The sequence below is a fragment of the Escherichia sp. E4742 genome (assembly GCF_005843885.1).
Classification (GTDB): Bacteria; Pseudomonadota; Gammaproteobacteria; order Enterobacterales; family Enterobacteriaceae; genus Escherichia.
On record NZ_CP040443.1, the window covers coordinates 4,568,395 to 4,586,736 of the forward strand.

Below are 18,342 nucleotides of genomic sequence, written 5' to 3' on the forward strand. Positions count from 1 at the left end.
AACGCACAAGTGATAAACTTCCGTTTTGCAGGAGGAGTCGCATGGAAAATCTCGCTCGCTTTTTATCCACTACGCTTAAACATCTTCGTCAGCAGCGAGGCTGGAGTCTTTCGCGACTGGCAGAAGCGACGGGCGTTTCAAAAGCGATGTTAGGGCAGATTGAACGTAATGAATCCAGCCCGACGGTCGCAACATTATGGAAAATAGCTACCGGAATGAACGTACCGTTTTCGACGTTTATTTCGCCGCCGCAGACCGCTACGCCATCCGTTTATGATCCACAACAGCAGGCAATGGTGATCACTTCTTTATTTCCTTATGATCCGCAACTCTGCTTTGAACATTTCTCGATCCTGATGGCCCCCGGTGCAATAAGCGAATCGACGCCGCACGAAAAGGGCGTTATCGAGCATGTTGTCGTCATTGATGGGCAGCTTGACCTGTGCGTTGGTGGTGAGTGGCGAAGCCTTAAAAGTGGCGAAGGTGAACGCTTTGCCGCAGATGTTGCCCATGCCTATTGCAACCGTGGCGAGCAAACCGTGCATTTTCATTCCATTATCCATTACCCGCGTAGTTGAACAGGAAAACTATTTCGCAACGTCGCGCTTGTGGCTAAAATAACCGCCTTTTTTCAGCTACTGGATAAGAAAGTGACCGTATCTTCTCATCGTCTTGAACTGTTAAGCCCGGCACGCGATGCCGCCATTGCCCGCGAAGCTATTTTGCACGGTGCCGATGCTGTTTATATCGGCGGCCCTGGTTTTGGTGCCCGTCATAATGCCAGTAATAGTCTGAAAGATATCGCCGAACTGGTGCCATTTGCCCACCGTTATGGCGCAAAAATTTTCGTCACGCTTAACACCATTTTGCATGACGACGAACTGGAACCGGCGCAACGACTGATTACCGATCTTTACCAGACAGGCGTAGATGCGCTGATTGTTCAGGACATGGGGATTCTGGAACTTGATATTCCGCCGATTGAACTGCACGCAAGTACGCAGTGTGATATTCGTACTGTAGAGAAAGCGAAGTTCCTCTCTGACGTTGGCTTTACCCAGATTGTGCTGGCGCGTGAACTTAACCTGGAGCAGATTCGTGCGATTCATCAGGCCACGGACGCGACTATTGAGTTCTTTATTCATGGCGCATTGTGTGTGGCATATTCAGGTCAGTGCTACATTTCTCATTCACAAACGGGACGTAGCGCCAACCGTGGTGATTGCTCCCAGGCGTGCCGTTTGCCATACACGTTGAAAGACGATCAGGGGCGGGTGGTTTCCTATGAAAAACATCTGCTGTCGATGAAAGATAACGATCAGACTGCCAACCTGGGCGCGTTGATCGATGCGGGCGTGCGTTCTTTCAAGATTGAAGGGCGTTACAAAGATATGAGCTACGTGAAGAATATCACCGCCCATTATCGCCAGATGCTGGATGCCATTATTGAAGAGCGCGGCGATCTGGCTCGTGCTTCATCAGGTCGTACTGAACATTTCTTTGTGCCTTCGACAGAAAAAACCTTCCATCGTGGTAGCACAGACTACTTTGTTAACGCGCGTAAAGGTGACATTGGCGCGTTTGATTCGCCGAAATTTATCGGCCTGCCGGTGGGTGAAGTATTGAAAGTGGCGAAAGATCATCTCGATGTTGCCGTCACCGAGCCACTGGCAAATGGCGATGGCCTGAACGTAATGATTAAACGTGAAGTGGTTGGCTTTCGCGCCAATACGGTAGCGAAAACCGGAGAAAATCACTACCGCGTCTGGCCAAATGAAATGCCAGCAGATTTGCATAAAATTCGCCCACATCATCCGCTTAACCGTAACCTTGACCATAACTGGCAACAGGCACTGACCAAAACCTCCAGCGAGCGTCGGGTAGCGGTAGACATTGAACTGGGTGGCTGGCAAGAACAACTCATTCTGACGTTAACCAGCGAAGAGGGCGTTAGCATCACTCATACTCTGGATGGGCAGTTCGATGAAGCGAATAACGCCGAAAAAGCGCTGAATAACCTGAAAGATGGCCTGGCAAAACTGGGGCAAACCATCTATTACGCCCGCGATGTGCAAATTAATTTGCCGGGGGCGCTGTTTGTGCCAAACAGTCTGTTAAATCAGTTCCGCCGTGAAGCCGTCGAAATGCTGGATGCTGCACGTCTTGCCAGCTACCAGCGCGGCAGTCGTAAACCGGTTGCTGAACCTGCGCCGGTTTATCCGCAAACGCATTTGAGCTTCCTTGCTAATGTCTACAACCATAAAGCACGCGAGTTCTATCATCGCTATGGCGTACAACTGATTGATGCGGCGTATGAAGCGCATGAAGAGAAGGGCGAAGTCCCGGTGATGATCACCAAACACTGCCTGCGCTTTGCTTTCAATCTGTGTCCGAAACAGGCGAAAGGTAATATTAAAAGCTGGAAGGCAACGCCGATGCAACTGGTTAACGGTGATGAAGTACTAACGCTGAAGTTTGATTGCCGCCCGTGTGAGATGCACGTCATCGGTAAAATCAAAAATCATATTCTGAAAATGCCGTTACCGGGAAGCGTTGTCGCATCTGTAAGCCCGGATGATCTGCTGAAAACATTGCCGAAGCGGAAAGGATAAAACGCAAGCTTTCAGTGATATTCACAACTCATTGAATCTGCATGATATTGTCAGCCGGATAAGGCGTTCATGCCGCATCCGGCAACAAACGACTCAACGTTGTCCCGTTTCTGGTTTGCGTGATTTTTGCCAGTAATAATGCTCGCGCAAACCTTCCGCCGACTCTTCCGCTACAGCACGCAATTCATCGCTGTCTGCCTCATGACGTAGTTGATGATCCACATTCTTCACCCACAAAAATTCATGTCCTTTGTGTCCCGCCATGAGCTGTCCTGAGAACAGCGCACACGTTAATAAGACAACCGATAACGCTTTCGTAAACATCCCGCCACCCGTTCATTACACTTTGCCGCTATGATGCCGATAGTTTCTTTGGGTTATTATTCTGTTTTGCAAATTAGCGCAAAGAATTTCTGGAACCTGCCTTCCTGATTTGGCACTGCTTTCCACCGTTGCGGCGAATTAGTGCTATTTTCGAGCAAATTAAAAAAGGATGTAAACATTAATGTTTACTTTGTTGATATACTCAGCGGCAGGGAGGCGATGTGAAACAAAGCGAGTTCAGACGTTGGCTCGAATCTCAGGGCGTCGATGTGGCGAATGGCAGCAACCATTTGAAACTCAGGTTTCAGGGGCGACGTAGTGTCATGCCGCGTCACCCCAGTGACGAGATAAAAGAACCATTGCGTAAAGCAATCCTGAAACAACTCGGTTTAATTTAATCGCCATCAGAAGGTTAATGACATGCGAGAGACAGTCAAAATTATGCGTTATCCCGTCACTCTTACACCTGCGCCGGAAGGCGGTTATGTGGTTTCTTTTGTAGATATCCCTGAAGCGTTAACGCAGGGAGAAACTGTTGTTGAAGCGATGGAAGCAGCAAAAGATGCCTTACTCACCGCATTTGATTTTTATTTTGAAGATAACGAGCTAATCCCGTTGCCTTCGCCATTAAATAACAACGATCACTTTATTGAAGTGCCTTTAAGTGTCGCTTCTAAGGTATTGCTGTTAAATGCTTTTTTGCAGTCAGATATCACCCAGCAAGAGCTGGCGAGGCGGATTGGTAAACCCAGGCAGGAGGTCACTCGCTTGTTTGATTTGCATCATGCGACAAAAATCGACGCCGTCCAGCTTGCGGCTAAAGCCCTGGGCAAAGAGTTATCGCTGGTAATGGTTTAATTACAGTTAACGTAAAGTTGTCATTTTTAACAACTGATATAGACTGCCGGATCACCTGCACATAATAACGATCCAATTAATGAAAAAATACCAGCAGCTCGCAGAACTATTACGTGAGCAAATTGCGTCAGGCATCTGGCAACCCGGCGATCGCCTGCCTTCTCTACGTGAACAGGTTGCGCTTTCTGGCATGAGCTTTATGACTGTCGGTCATGCTTATCAGTTGCTCGAAAGTCAGGGGTATGTTATTGCGCGGCCGCAGTCAGGTTATTACGTTGCGCTGCGCACGGTGAAATCACCGCAGGCACCTGCTATTCCGGTAACGCGTGATGAAACGGTCGATATTAACACCTATATTTTTGACATGTTGCAGGCCAGTCGCGATCCGTCGGTAGTACCGTTTGCTTCAGCCTTTCCTGATCCGCACCTGTTTCCGCTACAGCAACTGAACCGCTCACTGGCGCAGGTGAGTAAAACCGCCACGGCGATGAGCGTGATTGAAAACTTGCCGCCAGGGAATGCAGAACTGCGTCAGGCTATTGCTCGTCGCTATGCCTTACAGGGCATTACCATTTCACCCGATGAAATCGTAATCACCGCCGGGGCGTTAGAGGCATTAAACCTCAGTTTGCAAGCGGTCACTGAACCGGGCGATTGGGTGATAGTAGAGAATCCTTGTTTCTATGGCGCGTTGCAGGCGCTGGAGCGGCTACGGCTGAAGGCGTTATCGGTGGCGACGGACGTTAAAGAAGGGATAGATCTTCAGGCGTTGGAACTGGCGTTGCAGGAGTATCCGGTGAAAGCTTGCTGGTTAATGACCAATAGCCAGAATCCGCTCGGTTTTACTTTAACGCCACAGAAAAAAGCGCGGCTGGTAGAACTCCTTAGTCAGTACAACGTGATGCTGATTGAAGATGACGTCTACAGCGAACTTTACTTCGGACGGGAAAAACCGCTACCCGCGAAAGCGTGGGATCGTCACGATGGTGTACTGCTTTGCTCATCATTTTCTAAATGTCTGGTGCCAGGTTTTCGCATTGGTTGGGTCGCTGCAGGAAAACATGCTCGCAAAATCCAGCGATTGCAGTTGATGAGCACGCTTTCCACAAGTTCACCAATGCAGCTTGCACTGGTGGATTACCTTTCTACTCGTCGTTACGATGCCCATCTTCGTCGTCTACGTCGCCAGCTTGCGGAACGTAAACAACGTGCCTGGCAGGCGCTGCTGCGTTATCTGCCTGCGGAAGTGAAAATTCATCATAATGACAGCGGTTATTTTCTCTGGCTGGAGCTTCCCGAACCGTTAGATGCGGGCGAATTAAGTGTTCAGGCATTGGCGCATCACATCAGTATTGCGCCGGGTAAAATGTTTTCTACTGGCGAAAGTTGGTCACGTTTTTTCCGTTTTAATACTGCATGGCAGTGGGGCGAGCGCGAAGAACAGGCGGTTAAACAATTAGGTCACCTTATTAAAGAATACCTGAAATAGCTCCTCATTTAATTTCTCTCAGGTTGGGTAATATGAATTTCGAATAGAAGCTATATTTCCTAACCCATTGTCTATACTCCAGAAGATAGCCTCACAAACGGCATAATGCGCGTTAGCTCACATCCTGATTAAATTTTCTCGGGGGCGAGGGTGCGCCTGCAAGCCGCCGTCTATGGTTAAACAAGGAGATATTTTTACGGCACGGCGGCTGAACAATTAATTACGACAGGAGTAAGACTTTATGAGCAAGACATTTGCCCGCAGCAGCCTGTGTGCGCTTACCATGACATTAATGACCGCCCACGCCGCCGAACAGCCTACCAATTTAGATAAACCGGAAGGAAGACTGGATATTATCGCCTGGCCGGGATACATCGAACGCGGACAAACCGATAAACAATACGACTGGGTGACGCAATTTGAAAAAGAAACAGGTTGCGCGGTCAATGTGAAAACTGCGGCGACTTCCGATGAAATGGTCAGCCTGATGACCAAAGGAGGTTACGATCTGGTCACGGCGTCCGGCGATGCCTCGCTGCGTTTGATTATGGGTAAACGCGTACAGCCGATTAATACTGCATTGATTCCCAACTGGAAAACGCTCGATCCGCGCGTGGTTAAAGGCGACTGGTTTAACGTGGGCGGCAAAGTCTATGGCACGCCATATCAATGGGGGCCGAACCTGTTGATGTACAACACCAAAACCTTCCCGACACCACCAGATAGCTGGCAAGTGGTTTTTGTTGAGCAGAATCTACCGGACGGTCAGAGTAATAAAGGTCGCGTACAGGCTTATGACGGCCCTATCTACATTGCGGATGCTGCGCTGTTCGTCAAAGCGACTCAGCCGCAGTTGGGTATCTCCGATCCATACCAACTCACCGAACAACAATATCAGGCGGTACTGAAAGTGCTGCGCGATCAACATGGCTTGATCCATCGCTACTGGCATGACACCAGCGTGCAAATGAGCGATTTTAAGAACGAGGGCGTGGTGGCCTCCAGCGCCTGGCCGTATCAGGCCAACGCGTTGAAAGGCGAAGGCCAACCGATCGCCACCGTCTTCCCGAAAGAGGGCGTTACCGGTTGGGCTGACACCACCATGTTACATAGCGAAGCGAAACATCCGGTTTGTGCCTACAAATGGATGAATTGGTCATTAACGCCGAAGGTGCAGGGCGATGTAGCGGCCTGGTTTGGTTCGCTGCCGGTAGTACCGGAAGGCTGCAAAGCCAGTCCGTTGCTGGGCGATAAAGGCTGTGAAACCAACGGCTTTAACTATTTCGATAAAATTGCCTTCTGGAAAACGCCTATAGCCGAAGGGGGCAAGTTTGTTCCCTACAGTCGCTGGACGCAGGATTACATTGCCATTATGGGCGGTCGCTAACTTCGCTGGGGTGTTATATGACGTACGCAGTGGAGTTTGACAACGTCTCGCGGTTGTACGGCGACGTGCGCGCGGTAGATGGCGTCAGTATTGCGATAAAAGATGGTGAGTTCTTCTCTATGCTGGGACCGTCCGGTTCCGGCAAAACCACCTGCTTGCGCCTGATTGCTGGCTTCGAACAGCTTTCCGGCGGGGCGATTGCTATCTTCGGCAAACCGGCCAGTAATCTGCCACCGTGGGAGCGGGACGTGAATACCGTCTTCCAGGACTACGCGCTGTTTCCCCATATGTCGATTCTCGAGAATGTGGCCTACGGGCTAATGGTTAAAGGCGTGGATAAAAAGCAGCGGTACGCAATGGCGCAAGAGGCGCTGGAGAAAGTGGCGTTGGGGTTTGTACAGCAACGTAAACCGTCACAGCTTTCTGGTGGTCAGCGCCAGCGAGTCGCCATCGCCAGAGCACTGGTGAACGAACCGCGCGTGTTGTTGCTGGATGAACCCCTCGGCGCGCTGGATCTCAAATTGCGCGAGCAAATGCAGCTTGAGCTGAAAAAGCTGCAACAGTCTCTCGGTATCACTTTTATTTTCGTTACCCACGATCAGGGCGAAGCGTTATCGATGTCCGATCGTGTGGCGGTTTTCAATAATGGACGCATTGAACAGGTCGATTCCCCGCGCGATCTCTATATGCGCCCGCGCACGCCGTTTGTTGCGGGATTCGTCGGGACATCCAACGTTTTTGATCCGCTAATGGCCGAGAATCTTTGCGGCATGATGGGCAGTTTTGCCCTGCGGCCGGAACATATTCGCCTGAATACACCAGGTGAAGTGCAGGCCAATGGCACAATTCAGGCGGTGCAATATCAGGGGGCAACCACACGTTTTGAACTGAAACTGAACAGCGGTGAAAAACTGCTGGTTAGCCAGGCAAATGTAACGGGCGAAGACTTACCCAACACGCTCACGGCTGGTCAACAGGTGATGGTTTCCTGGGCGCGTGATGTGATGGTGCCACTGGTTGAGGAGAGGTGAATGGCGATGAACGTATTGCAATCACCTTCACGTCCAGGTCTGGGTAAGGTGTCCGGTTTCTTCTGGCGTAATCCGGGGCTGGGGCTGTTTTTGCTGCTGCTTGGTCCGCTAATGTGGTTTGGTATCGTCTATTTCGGCTCGCTGCTGACGTTGTTATGGCAGGGCTTTTATACCTTTGACGATTTCACCATGTCGGTAACGCCGGAACTGACGCTGGCGAATATCCTTGCGCTGTTTAATCCGGCGAATTACGACATCATTCTCCGCACACTGACAATGGCTGTGGCAGTCACTATCGCCAGTGCCATTCTGGCCTTTCCGATGGCGTGGTATATGGCGCGCTATACCAGCGGCAAAATGAAAGCGTTCTTTTACATTGCGGTGATGTTGCCCATGTGGGCAAGCTACATTGTTAAAGCCTATGCCTGGACCTTATTGCTGGCTAAAGACGGTGTGGCGCAGTGGTTTTTACAACATCTGGGGCTGGAGCCACTACTCACGGCATTTCTCACACTACCGGCAGTGGGTGGTAATACGCTGTCAACTTCCGGGCTGGGGCGCTTTTTGGTGTTTCTCTATATCTGGCTGCCGTTCATGATCCTGCCGGTGCAGGCGGCGCTGGAGCGTTTGCCCTCGTCACTTTTGCAAGCCTCAGCGGATTTAGGCGCACGTCCACGGCAAACCTTCCGTTATGTGGTGTTACCGCTGGCGATCCCAGGCATTGCAGCCGGGTCTATTTTTACCTTCTCGCTAACGCTGGGCGATTTTATTGTCCCACAACTGGTTGGCCCACCGGGGTATTTTATCGGCAATATGGTCTACTCCCAGCAGGGGGCAATAGGCAATATGCCGATGGCTGCAGCCTTCACCCTGGTTCCTATTGTCCTTATCGCACTTTATCTGGCGTTTGTGAAACGTCTGGGAGCGTTCGATGCACTCTGAACGCGCACCGTTTTTCCTCAAACTGGCAGCCTGGGGCGGCGTGGTTTTCCTACATTTTCCCATCCTGATTATCGCCGCCTATGCGTTTAACACTGAAGATGCGGCGTTTAGTTTTCCACCGCAAGGCCTGACGCTGCGCTGGTTTAACGTGGCAGCACAGCGTAGTGATATTCTTGATGCCGTGACACTGTCACTTAAAGTGGCGGCGCTGGCGACATTAATTGCGCTGGTGTTAGGGACGCTGGCGGCTGCCGCGCTGTGGCGACGAGACTTTTTCGGCAAAAACGCCATTTCTCTGTTACTGCTGCTGCCCATTGCGCTGCCGGGCATTGTCACTGGTCTGGCGCTATTAACCGCGTTTAAAACCATCAATCTGGAGCCGGGCTTTTTCACCATAGTGGTCGGTCATGCGACTTTTTGCGTAGTGGTGGTGTTTAACAATGTCATCGCCCGTTTTCGCCGTACCTCCTGGAGTCTGGTGGAGGCGTCAATGGATCTTGGGGCTAACGGCTGGCAAACCTTTCGTTATGTGGTGTTACCGAATCTCAGTTCGGCGCTACTGGCAGGAGGGATGCTGGCGTTTGCCTTGTCGTTCGATGAAATCATCGTTACGACCTTTACGGCAGGTCATGAACGGACGTTACCGTTGTGGTTGCTCAATCAGCTTGGGCGACCACGTGATGTACCGGTAACCAACGTGGTGGCACTGCTGGTTATGTTGGTAACAACCTTGCCGATCTTGGGGGCCTGGTGGCTAACCCGCGAAGGCGACAATGGTCAATAACCACTGATACAGGAATATGCTATGCAACATAAGTTACTGATTAACGGAGAACTGGTTAGCGGCGAAGGGGAAAAACAGCCTGTCTATAATCCGGCAACGGGGGACGTTTTACTGGAGATTGCCGAGGCATCGGCAGAACAGGTGGATGCTGCTGTGCGCGCGGCAGATGCAGCATTTGCCGAATGGGGGCAAACCACGCCGAAGGTGCGCGCAGAATGCCTGCTTAAACTGGCTGATGTTATTGAAGAAAATAGTCAGGTTTTTGCCGAACTGGAGTCCCGTAACTGTGGCAAACCGCTGCATAGTGCGTTCAATGATGAAATTCCAGCGATTGTCGATGTTTTTCGCTTTTTCGCCGGAGCTGCTCGCTGCCTGAATGGTCTGGCAGCAGGAGAATATCTCGAGGGACATACTTCTATGATCCGCCGCGATCCGCTGGGAGTTGTGGCTTCTATTGCACCCTGGAACTACCCATTGATGATGGCAGCATGGAAACTGGCTCCGGCACTGGCGGCGGGGAACTGCGTGGTACTTAAACCATCAGAAATCACGCCGCTGACCGCACTAAAACTTGCAGAGCTGGCGAAAGATATCTTCCCGCCGGGCGTGATCAACGTACTGTTTGGCCGGGGCCAGACCGTGGGCGATCCGCTGACCGGGCATCAAAAAGTGCGCATGGTTTCGCTGACGGGGTCTATCGCCACCGGTGAGCACATCATCAGCCATACCGCGCCATCCATTAAGCGCACTCACATGGAGTTAGGCGGCAAAGCGCCTGTCATTGTTTTTGATGATGCTGATATTGAAGCTGTGGTCGAAGGTGTACGCACGTTTGGTTATTACAACGCTGGACAGGATTGCACCGCAGCTTGTCGAATCTACGCGCAAAAAGGCATTTACGATGCGCTGGTGGAAAAACTCGGCGCCGCAGTCGCAACCTTGAAATCGGGCGCGCCGGATGACGAATCAACAGAACTGGGGCCGTTGAGTTCCCAGGCTCATCTCGACCGCGTCAGCAAAGCAGTGGAAGAGGCGAAAGCGACGGGACACATTAAAGTGATCACCGGCGGGGAGAAACGAAAAGGTAACGGTTATTACTATGCGCCGACGCTGTTGGCAGGCGCGTTGCAAGAAGATGCTATCGTTCAAAGAGAGGTATTTGGTCCAGTGGTGAGCGTGACTGTCTTCGATAATGAAGAACAGGTAGTGAACTGGGCAAATGACAGCCAGTATGGTTTAGCCTCTTCAGTGTGGACGAAAGATGTAGGTCGGGCGCATCGCGTTAGTGCACGTCTGCAATATGGCTGCACGTGGGTCAATACACATTTCATGCTGGTAAGTGAAATGCCGCACGGTGGTCAGAAACTTTCAGGTTACGGCAAGGATATGTCACTTTATGGGCTGGAGGATTACACCGTTGTCCGCCACGTAATGGTTAAACATTAAGGATAATATTGTAGCCAGTGAGAGTGTGAGAAGATCTAACGCACTGTCAGAGAGTTGATATCTCTCTGACAGTGTGTACTGCGTGCAATATCGCTACATCAAATAAACCAACCAAATCTCATAGAGATAAGAGCAAACAATCCAACAGCAGCAAAGAGATTTATAAGCACTACAGTTCTACTGGAAACATTCATATTTTGCCACCTTTTGTCATAGCCCTTATGTGTATAGTACGGGTTAAGTAAATCCGCAATAATACTCATTCTGAAGATGGACAAGGGCAGCTCCCGGGTTATGGAAATATCTCAAATGGGGTGTAAAACTTGATGTACATCAAAAAATAACGCATATTTGCGCGCGTTTTATTCCTCTGGCTGGACGCCCGTACATGTCTCTTTATCAATACCTGCTTGTTTTTTATGCTGTTATGGCAGCTATCGCGTTTGTTATTACCTGGTTTCTTTCTCACGAGAAGAAGCACATTCGTTTTCTGAGCGCCTTCCTGGTGGCGGTGACCTGGCCGATGAGTTTTCCAGTGGCGCTGCTGTTTTCGCTGTTTTAAATCTTGAGCACTAGCTTGACGGCACAACGCAGACTTATATCATTTGGGAGAATCGATAATTTTCACAAGTGGCTAAGGAGAAAGTATGTCGCATCTGGAAGAGGTCATCGCACGCGTGGATGCAGCGATTGATGAGAGCGTCATTGCCCATATGAACGAATTATTAATCGCCCTGAGCGATGACGCAGAGTTAAGTCGGGAAGAACGTTACACTCAGCAGCAGCGTTTGCGTACAGCAATCGCTCATCACGGGCGTAAGCATAAAGAAGATATGGAAGCTCGCCACGAACAGTTAACCAAAGGCGGCAGTATCCTGTGATTAAAACGAGCGTCTGGCTACCAACCAGGCGCCAACCACAAGTAAAATTGCGCCACAAATTGGGCCGATCAACGCCCGTAATGGCACGCCATGGCTACGCAAAATATCCAGCACCAGCCCTCCAATCAACTGACTGGCGACCAATACTGCAATGGTCGTTGCCGCGCCAACGTTTTGATATCCGCTGATACTGGCAAAGACAAAAAATGATCCCAGCAAGCCAGGAATCAGTGTCCACCAACGCACGCTGGAAACCAGTTCGCCAAACCCTGCCATCCCTTGTTTAAACCATAAAATGGAGACGAATAGCACAATCCCCACCAGTGAGTTCAGCAGCATGGCGATGAGAATGGTTGAGGACGTCTGGGTGATGCGCACCATCAGCGTGTTTTGCACCACCAGGCCAATTCCGGCGGCAATCAAAAAGGCAAGGGTGAGCGACTGATTCATCCAATCGCGTCCGGTTCAGTGCGCTCGTCGAGTTGCAACTGCATAAATGTCAGATCCAGCCAACGACCAAATTTAGTGCCTACCTGCGGCATTTGTGCGGTGACGACAAATCCCAGCGACTGGTGGAGATGCAGCGAGGCCTGATTTTGCGATTCGATCCCGGCGACCATTACATGCTTCCCGCAATCCCGCGCTTCATCAATCAATCGGCTTAACAATTTACGCCCAAGACCTTTGCCCTGATGATCTGGATGGACATAAACCGAATGTTCCACGGTATGGCGAAAACCATCGAAACTACGCCAGTCGCCAAACGAGGCATATCCCGTCACTACGCCGTTTTCCTCGCTCACCAGCACCGGATAACCTGCTAAAGTCCGCGCTTCAAACCAGGCAATGCGGTTATCTGCATCCACTGTTTGGTCATTCCAGATAGCCGCCGTATACAACACGGCGTGGTTATAAATTTCCGCAATAGCAGCACAATCGGCTTTGCAGGCAAAACGGATGGACATGTCTGGCCTCGATTAAATATTGATGATGATGTTATCAATACTATCGAAAACAGCCCGAAGCAACGGATTCCTTGATGAAATTATCGCGTGTCGCAGAGGGGATGTGACGGCTGCAAACAAAACCAATCCCGTGAGCCTGCTACTATTGATGGATTCATGCCAAAAGCACAGGAGAGCATTATGGGGCAACAAAAGCAGCGTAACCGCCGTTGGGTTCTGGCCTCGCGTCCGCATGGCGCGCCGGTTCCGGAGAATTTCCGTCTTGAAGAAGATGATGTCGCCACACCGGGTGAAGGACAGGTGTTATTGCGTACAGTTTATCTGTCACTGGACCCGTATATGCGTGGACGTATGAGTGATGAGCCATCTTATTCACCGCCCGTTGATATTGGCGGGGTGATGGTCGGCGGTACGGTGAGCCGTGTCGTGGAGTCGAATCATCCTGATTACCAGCCTGGCGACTGGGTGCTGGGCTACAGTGGATGGCAGGACTATGACATATCCAGTGGCGATGAACTGGTGAAACTTGGCGATCATCCGGAAAATCCTTCGTGGTCACTGGGTGTGCTGGGGATGCCAGGCTTTACCGCTTATATGGGCCTGCTGGATATCGGTCAGCCCAAAGAGGGCGAAACGTTGGTGGTTGCTGCAGCGACAGGACCAGTGGGTGCGACGGTGGGGCAAATCGGAAAACTTAAAGGTTGCAGGGTAGTTGGGGTGGCCGGTGGCGCGGAAAAATGCCGTCATGCTACCGAGGTGCTGGGGTTCGATGTTTGCCTTGACCACCACGCGGATGATTTTGCCGGGCAGTTGGCGAAAGCGTGTCCGGAAGGGATTGATATCTATTATGAAAACGTTGGCGGGAAGGTGTTTGATGCAGTGCTACCTTTACTTAATACATCCGCGCGTATTCCCGTCTGCGGCTTAGTGAGTGGCTATAACGCCACAGAACTACCGTCCGGTCCGGATCGCTTACCCCTGTTGATGGCAACGGTGCTGAAAAAACGCATTCGCTTGCAAGGGTTTATTATTAGTCAAGATTATGGTCACCGCATCCATGAGTTTCAGCAAGAGATGGGGCAGTGGGTAAAAGAGGGAAAAATTCACTATCGTGAACAAGTTACCAACGGTTTGGAGAACGCCCCACAGACGTTTATTGGCCTGCTGAACGGCAAAAACTTCGGTAAAGTTGTTATTCGCGTCGCGGGTGATGACTAAAGATACGACGGCGGCGTAAAGCCGCCACAAAAATCCAGGCAAAAATCTTATTTCCAGCTTTAATTAACTAACCACATCACGGTTCGACGGCTAATAACAATAAAGATGAGTGGATAATGATTATTCAGCTTCATACACCAGGTAAACGACTTCTGCTATACCGGCAGAGTTGGAACGAATACACGTGAAGGAAATAACATGCCTGGAACGGAAAAAATGCCGCATATCAGTTTGACTATGCAGGTTGAGAACGACCTGAAACATCAGCTTAGTGTTGGCGCACTGAAACCTGGCGCACGCTTGATCACTAAAAATCTGGCGGAGCAATTAGGCATGAGTATTACACCCGTGCGTGAAGCACTATTACGCCTGGTTTCGGTTAATGCGCTCTCTGTCGCACCTGCACAAGCATTTACAGTACCGGAAGTAAGGCAAAGTCAATTAGACGAAATCAATCGGATCCGCTACGAACTGGAATTAATGGCAGTTTCCCAGGCTGTTGAAAACATTTCCTCGCAAGACATAGCGGAACTACAGGAATTGCTCGAGAAATTACAGCAGGCGCAAGAAAATGGCGATATTGAACAACTCATTAATGCAAACAGACTATTCCGCTTAGCGATTTATCATCGCTCAAATATGCCCATCCTGTGTGAAATGATTGAGCAATTATGGGTCAGGATGGGACCTGGTTTACATTATCTTTATGAAGCGATTAATCCAGCTGAATTACGTGGGCGTATAGAAGGCTATCATGTACTATTCGCCGCGTTAAAAGAAAAAGACAAAGAGGGATGCAGACATTGTCTTGCTGAAATTATGCAAAAAAACGTTGCTATGTTGTGCCAGCAATACAGCCGTTAAATTAAAAATGCCCGGCAAATACCGGGCATCAATGTAGTTATTCAAATCGCCATGCGATATTCACGCCGACACCATAATTACGCCCGGGATCTGGTTCGTAATATCGACCATTTGATTCATTAACAATCACCGATCCGACATATTCTTTATCGAATAAATTATCGACACGGCCAAATAAATCCACAGTTAAGTTGTGGTAACTATATTTGTAGCCGGTGAGCAAGCCGACGAGAGTATAAGACGGCGCTTTTGCCGTATTTTCATCATCTGCCATAATATCGCCCATATAACGCGCTTCTGTGCCTGCATACCAGCCTTCTTCCGGCACATACCCCAAAGACGCAAAGCCCATATTACGGGCGATCCCTGGCATCCGGTTACCGTTACAATCCTGTCCATTACAAACATTGCTGCGATAGGTCGCATCAAGCCAGGTCCAGGACGCTTTTACGCGGAAATCTCCTGCGAGACGTTGATCCCACGCCAGTTCAGCGCCCTGACGACGGGTCTTTCCGGCATTTTTATACGTGGTGCGTCCACCGCTACTGCTATCGACAACAATTTCATCATCGGTGTCGGTCTGGAACAATGCGAGACTAAGCAATCCATCACCAATACGCGTTTTACTGCCGATCTCAATTGTATCGTTGGTGGAAGGTTTTAAACCAAAGTTCATACCGCTTTGCCCATCAGCGCGATAAGACAGTTCATTAATCGTCGGAGTTTCAAAACCACGCCCGGCTGCCAGATAGATATTCCAGGCATCGGTCATTGCATATTTTAACGATCCGGCTGGTAGCCATTTGTGATAACTGGCATCACCGCTATCATCGCCGTTACCCGGAGTAACGTAATGATCGTTGGAATCAAACCATACGGAGCTGTAGCGCACGCCAGCATCCAGCGAAAGTTTTTCGCTCAGCTGCCACTGTGTCTGCAAATAGGGATCGACGTTCCACATCAGATTGCGTTCGTCACGGCGTAACTCACCTTTTTGCCCGTATTCCGGCACGCCGCTATTCAGGCGGAAGTTATTGTAGCCTTTGCGGTTTTCACTCATGTTTTCGTAGTTCAGACCTGTGGTGAACGTGACCGGAACGCCCAGTTCACCACGGTGTGTCCAGCGACTGTCTATCCCCTGGTAATGGCGTTGCAGAGTAATCACGCCGCCCGCATGCGACGGGTTAAGTTGCGGTGCCATTGGGATTGACTGATACTGGGTCGTTTCTCGCTCGCCGGCATACATCATCACACTCATATCATCCCGCGAACTCAGGCTACGCTCATAGCGCAGCCCAGCCTGAGTTTGCTTGATGGTTTTTCGCGTGTCGTACTGTTCAGCGCGTGGCGCTTGTTGTGGATTTGCCTTCCATTCTGCTTCGGTTAATCCACCAGGATCATCTGCTTTGATATCCACGCTATTGAAAATCAGGCTTAATTTGCTGGCGTCATCAATGCGTACGCCCAGTTTGGCATTGGCTAAATTTTTCTGTGCACCACTATGGTCACGATAGCCGTGAGTCGTAAAGCGTGTGGTTGAGACGGTGTAATCGACATCGCCAGGCTGTGTGCCGTCGCCCGTTGCGCCCGTTGCTTTCAGCCCATAGCGCCAGCTGCCAAAACTGCCATAGTAACTACTGGCTTCAATGGTTGGCGGCTGTTGCCCGGTTTGAGTAGTGACATTCATCACCCCGCCAGACGCGTTGCCATACAGGGCAGAGAAGGGGCCACGCAGCACTTCCACATTTTGCACACTGCTTAAATCGATGTTGGATGTTTGCCCTTGTCCGTCGGGCATGGTGGCGGGAATACCGTCCACATACAGACGAATACCCCGAATTCCGTAAGTGGAGCGGGAACCAAATCCGCGAATCGACAGCTGTAAATCTTGCGCATAGTTCTGCCGGTTTTGTACCTGCAAACCAGGCACGCTGGTCAGTGATTCAGACAAGTTGATGCGCGGTGTTGCCAGGCGCATCTCCTCGCCATCCACCACGCTCACGGCTGCTGGGGTATCCAGTTCTGAAACCACCTGCGGCGCGGCACTGACAATCATGGTCTGTTCATCAGCGGCAAAAACAACGGGGGAAAGGACAAGAAGTGCGGGCAAAACGGTGTGTCGGACGGAAAAGATCTTCATGAAAAAAGCCAGGTTAAGAATGGGAATACGCCGTCATGGTAATAAAATTGTAAATTTATGGAAAACGAAACGGCACGACACGTTAAGTAATTGAGAGAATTGTAGTCGTAACGGCAAGAAACACTCCACATTTGAGGAAATAATGATTACCATTCCCATTTATAACAAGAGTGTAACGATGATTACGCTCAGCGAAGCATTGTGAAGCAGCAAAAATATCGGTTCATCAAAGGGAGTCGTCATGCATTTACGTCATCTGTTTTCATCGCGCCTGCGTGGTTCATTACTGTTAGGTTCATTGCTCGTTGCTTCATCATTCAGTACGCAGGCCGCAGAAGAAATGCTGCGTAAAGCGGTAGGTAAAGGTGCCTACGAAATGGCTTATAGCCAGCAGGAGAACGCGCTGTGGCTTGCTACTTCGCAAAGCCGCAAACTGGATAAAGGCGGCGTGGTTTATCGTCTCGATCCGGTCACTCTGGAAGTGACTCTGGCGATTCATAACGATCTCAAGCCGTTTGGCGCCACCATTAACAACGCTACTCAAACGTTGTGGTTTGGTAACACCGTAAACAGCGCAGTCACGGCGATAGATGCCAAAACGGGCGAAGTGAAAGGGCGTCTGGTGCTGGATGATCGTAAGCGCACGGAAGAGGTGCGCCCGCTGCAACCGCGTGAACTGGTAGCTGACGATGCCACGAACACGGTTTACATCAGTGGTATTGGCAAAGAGAGCGTGATTTGGGTCGTTGATGGCGAGAATATCAAACTGAAAACCGCCATCCAGAACACCGGTAAAATGAGCACTGGTTTAGCGCTGGATAGTAAAGGCAAACGTCTTTACACCACTAACGCTGACGGTGAATTGATTACCATCGATACCGCAGACAATAAAATCCTCAGCCGTAAAAAGCTGCTGGATGACGGCAAAGAGCACTTCTTTATCAACATCAGCCTCGATACCGCCAATCAGCGTGCATTTATCACCGACTCTAAAGCGGCAGAAGTGTTAGTGGTCGATACCCGTAATGGCAATATTCTGGCGAAGGTAGCGGCACCGGAATCACTGGCTGTGCTGTTTAACCCGGCGCGTAATGAAGCCTACGTGACGCATCGTCAGGCGGGTAAAGTTAGTGTGATTGATGCGAAAAGCTATAAGGTGGTGAAAACGTTCGATACGCCGACTCATCCGAATAGCCTGGCGTTGTCTGCCGATGGCAAAACGCTGTATGTCAGTGTTAAACAAAAATCCACTAAACAGCAGGAAGCTACCCAGCCGGACGATGTGATTCGTATTGCGCTGTAATCGACACAGGGGAGTTTGTCTTTCGTAGACCGGATAAGGCGCTAGCGCCGCATCCGGCCTGCAACGTGCATAATTATTTTATTTATTTAGAGTTTGTT

20 protein-coding genes are annotated in these 18,342 nt (G+C 50.3%); 15 read left to right on the forward strand and 5 right to left on the reverse strand.

Features of this window, described 5'->3' with window-relative positions; all coding sequences use genetic code 11:
- Positions 1-41 precede the first annotated feature (41 nt).
- Together FEM44_RS22260 and rlhA are read left to right on the forward strand one after the other, a co-directional pair.
- The gene (locus FEM44_RS22260; RefSeq protein ID WP_130260852.1) at positions 42-578 is read left to right on the forward strand and encodes a helix-turn-helix domain-containing protein; all 537 of its coding nucleotides are present in this window, start codon (positions 42-44) and stop codon (positions 576-578) included.
- Positions 579-650: 72 nt separating this feature from the next.
- Positions 651-2,612: a 23S rRNA 5-hydroxycytidine C2501 synthase gene (gene rlhA / locus FEM44_RS22265; RefSeq protein ID WP_135522764.1), complete on the forward strand. Its 1,962-nt coding sequence runs from the start codon at positions 651-653 to the stop codon at positions 2,610-2,612.
- 93 nt (positions 2,613-2,705) lie between these two features.
- Here the strand turns inward: rlhA and FEM44_RS22270 are convergent, their stop codons facing one another.
- Entirely contained in the window at positions 2,706-2,936 is a 231-nt protein-coding gene (locus FEM44_RS22270) for a YncJ family protein (protein ID WP_130219296.1), read from the reverse strand.
- 221 nt (positions 2,937-3,157) lie between these two features.
- On the opposite strand from FEM44_RS22270, the gene hicA reads away from it, so the two are divergent.
- The 8 genes from hicA to patD all read left to right on the forward strand — a co-directional run bounded on the left by hicA (position 3,158) and on the right by patD (position 10,873).
- Positions 3,158-3,334: a type II toxin-antitoxin system mRNA interferase toxin HicA gene (gene hicA / locus FEM44_RS22275; RefSeq protein WP_135522763.1), complete on the forward strand. Its 177-nt coding sequence runs from the start codon at positions 3,158-3,160 to the stop codon at positions 3,332-3,334.
- Positions 3,335-3,377: 43 nt separating this feature from the next.
- Entirely contained in the window at positions 3,378-3,794 is a 417-nt protein-coding gene (hicB, locus tag FEM44_RS22280; protein WP_135522856.1) for a type II toxin-antitoxin system antitoxin HicB, read from the forward strand.
- Positions 3,795-3,873: 79 nt separating this feature from the next.
- Positions 3,874-5,283: an aminotransferase-like domain-containing protein gene (locus tag FEM44_RS22285; protein WP_135522762.1), complete on the forward strand. Its 1,410-nt coding sequence runs from the start codon at positions 3,874-3,876 to the stop codon at positions 5,281-5,283.
- A gap of 241 nt (positions 5,284-5,524) precedes the next feature.
- Positions 5,525-6,670, forward strand: coding sequence for a putative ABC transporter substrate-binding protein YdcS (ydcS, locus tag FEM44_RS22290; RefSeq protein WP_130222684.1), 1,146 nt, complete (start codon positions 5,525-5,527; stop codon positions 6,668-6,670).
- A gap of 17 nt (positions 6,671-6,687) precedes the next feature.
- Positions 6,688-7,701 (forward strand): ABC transporter ATP-binding protein, encoded by a 1,014-nt coding sequence (locus FEM44_RS22295; protein ID WP_130222682.1) that lies wholly within the window; start codon positions 6,688-6,690, stop codon positions 7,699-7,701.
- On the forward strand, positions 7,702-8,643 hold the full coding sequence (locus FEM44_RS22300; RefSeq protein WP_135522626.1) for an ABC transporter permease: 942 nt from the start codon (positions 7,702-7,704) through the stop codon (positions 8,641-8,643). It begins immediately after the preceding gene.
- On the forward strand, positions 8,633-9,427 hold the full coding sequence (locus FEM44_RS22305) for an ABC transporter permease (protein ID WP_130222678.1): 795 nt from the start codon (positions 8,633-8,635) through the stop codon (positions 9,425-9,427). Before FEM44_RS22300 ends, FEM44_RS22305 begins: the two co-directional genes overlap by 11 nt.
- 21 nt (positions 9,428-9,448) lie before the next feature.
- Positions 9,449-10,873, forward strand: coding sequence for an aminobutyraldehyde dehydrogenase (gene patD / locus FEM44_RS22310; RefSeq protein ID WP_135522625.1), 1,425 nt, complete (start codon positions 9,449-9,451; stop codon positions 10,871-10,873).
- A gap of 98 nt (positions 10,874-10,971) precedes the next feature.
- Here the strand turns inward: patD and yncL are convergent, their stop codons facing one another.
- Positions 10,972-11,067 carry a stress response membrane protein YncL gene (gene yncL, locus FEM44_RS22315; RefSeq protein WP_074399477.1) on the reverse strand — a complete coding sequence of 32 codons (96 nt, stop codon included), beginning with the start codon at positions 11,065-11,067 and terminating at the stop codon, positions 10,972-10,974.
- 194 nt (positions 11,068-11,261) lie between these two features.
- Here yncL and FEM44_RS22320 point away from each other — a divergent pair, with 194 nt between their 5' ends.
- Positions 11,262-11,435: a GhoT/OrtT family toxin gene (locus tag FEM44_RS22320; RefSeq protein WP_130219308.1), complete on the forward strand. Its 174-nt coding sequence runs from the start codon at positions 11,262-11,264 to the stop codon at positions 11,433-11,435.
- A gap of 85 nt (positions 11,436-11,520) precedes the next feature.
- Positions 11,521-11,754 (forward strand): DUF2526 family protein YdcY, encoded by a 234-nt coding sequence (ydcY, locus tag FEM44_RS22325; protein WP_135522624.1) that lies wholly within the window; start codon positions 11,521-11,523, stop codon positions 11,752-11,754.
- Here ydcY and FEM44_RS22330 read toward each other — a convergent pair whose 3' ends face one another.
- Both FEM44_RS22330 and FEM44_RS22335 read right to left on the reverse strand, forming a co-directional pair.
- Positions 11,755-12,204, reverse strand: a complete 450-nt coding sequence (locus FEM44_RS22330; RefSeq protein WP_001548534.1) for a DMT family transporter — start codon at positions 12,202-12,204, stop codon at positions 11,755-11,757.
- On the reverse strand, positions 12,201-12,719 hold the full coding sequence (locus tag FEM44_RS22335) for a GNAT family N-acetyltransferase (protein ID WP_130222672.1): 519 nt from the start codon (positions 12,717-12,719) through the stop codon (positions 12,201-12,203). The genes FEM44_RS22330 and FEM44_RS22335 overlap by 4 nt, the downstream gene beginning before the upstream one ends.
- A gap of 180 nt (positions 12,720-12,899) precedes the next feature.
- Between FEM44_RS22335 and curA the strand changes: the two genes are divergently transcribed.
- Complete coding sequence (gene curA, locus FEM44_RS22340; protein WP_135522623.1) at positions 12,900-13,937, forward strand: NADPH-dependent curcumin/dihydrocurcumin reductase; 1,038 nt, start codon at positions 12,900-12,902, stop codon at positions 13,935-13,937.
- Between the two features lie 198 nt (positions 13,938-14,135).
- Positions 14,136-14,801 (forward strand): colanic acid/biofilm transcriptional regulator McbR, encoded by a 666-nt coding sequence (gene mcbR / locus FEM44_RS22345; protein WP_138159190.1) that lies wholly within the window; start codon positions 14,136-14,138, stop codon positions 14,799-14,801.
- Between the two features lie 37 nt (positions 14,802-14,838).
- On the opposite strand, the gene pqqU is transcribed toward mcbR, so the two are convergent.
- Positions 14,839-16,941, reverse strand: a complete 2,103-nt coding sequence (gene pqqU, locus FEM44_RS22350) for a TonB-dependent receptor PqqU (protein WP_135522621.1) — start codon at positions 16,939-16,941, stop codon at positions 14,839-14,841.
- A 241-nt stretch (positions 16,942-17,182) separates the two neighbouring features.
- Between pqqU and yncE the strand changes: the two genes are divergently transcribed.
- Positions 17,183-18,244: a 7-bladed beta-propeller protein YncE gene (yncE, locus tag FEM44_RS22355; RefSeq protein WP_130259176.1), complete on the forward strand. Its 1,062-nt coding sequence runs from the start codon at positions 17,183-17,185 to the stop codon at positions 18,242-18,244.
- The last annotated feature ends 98 nt before the right edge of the window (positions 18,245-18,342 follow it).

What these genes read in the sequence shown, in the direction of transcription:
- FEM44_RS22320 (WP_130219308.1), top strand. Translation starts at nt 11,262, where the DNA reads ATGTCTCTTTATCAATACCTGCTTGTTTTTTATGCTGTTATGGCAGCT.
- patD (WP_135522625.1), top strand. Translation starts at nt 9,449, where the DNA reads ATGCAACATAAGTTACTGATTAACGGAGAACTGGTTAGCGGCGAAGGG.
- FEM44_RS22335 (WP_130222672.1), bottom strand. Translation starts at nt 12,719, where the DNA reads ATGTCCATCCGTTTTGCCTGCAAAGCCGATTGTGCTGCTATTGCGGAA.
- FEM44_RS22270 (WP_130219296.1), bottom strand. Translation starts at nt 2,936, where the DNA reads ATGTTTACGAAAGCGTTATCGGTTGTCTTATTAACGTGTGCGCTGTTC.
- hicB (WP_135522856.1), top strand. Translation starts at nt 3,378, where the DNA reads ATGCGTTATCCCGTCACTCTTACACCTGCGCCGGAAGGCGGTTATGTG.
- yncE (WP_130259176.1), top strand. Translation starts at nt 17,183, where the DNA reads ATGCATTTACGTCATCTGTTTTCATCGCGCCTGCGTGGTTCATTACTG.
- mcbR (WP_138159190.1), top strand. Translation starts at nt 14,136, where the DNA reads ATGCCTGGAACGGAAAAAATGCCGCATATCAGTTTGACTATGCAGGTT.
- FEM44_RS22285 (WP_135522762.1), top strand. Translation starts at nt 3,874, where the DNA reads ATGAAAAAATACCAGCAGCTCGCAGAACTATTACGTGAGCAAATTGCG.
- yncL (WP_074399477.1), bottom strand. Translation starts at nt 11,067, where the DNA reads ATGAATGTTTCCAGTAGAACTGTAGTGCTTATAAATCTCTTTGCTGCT.
- ydcY (WP_135522624.1), top strand. Translation starts at nt 11,521, where the DNA reads ATGTCGCATCTGGAAGAGGTCATCGCACGCGTGGATGCAGCGATTGAT.
- FEM44_RS22305 (WP_130222678.1), top strand. Translation starts at nt 8,633, where the DNA reads ATGCACTCTGAACGCGCACCGTTTTTCCTCAAACTGGCAGCCTGGGGC.
- pqqU (WP_135522621.1), bottom strand. Translation starts at nt 16,941, where the DNA reads ATGAAGATCTTTTCCGTCCGACACACCGTTTTGCCCGCACTTCTTGTC.
- curA (WP_135522623.1), top strand. Translation starts at nt 12,900, where the DNA reads ATGGGGCAACAAAAGCAGCGTAACCGCCGTTGGGTTCTGGCCTCGCGT.
- ydcS (WP_130222684.1), top strand. Translation starts at nt 5,525, where the DNA reads ATGAGCAAGACATTTGCCCGCAGCAGCCTGTGTGCGCTTACCATGACA.
- FEM44_RS22330 (WP_001548534.1), bottom strand. Translation starts at nt 12,204, where the DNA reads ATGAATCAGTCGCTCACCCTTGCCTTTTTGATTGCCGCCGGAATTGGC.
- FEM44_RS22295 (WP_130222682.1), top strand. Translation starts at nt 6,688, where the DNA reads ATGACGTACGCAGTGGAGTTTGACAACGTCTCGCGGTTGTACGGCGAC.
- FEM44_RS22300 (WP_135522626.1), top strand. Translation starts at nt 7,702, where the DNA reads ATGGCGATGAACGTATTGCAATCACCTTCACGTCCAGGTCTGGGTAAG.
- FEM44_RS22260 (WP_130260852.1), top strand. Translation starts at nt 42, where the DNA reads ATGGAAAATCTCGCTCGCTTTTTATCCACTACGCTTAAACATCTTCGT.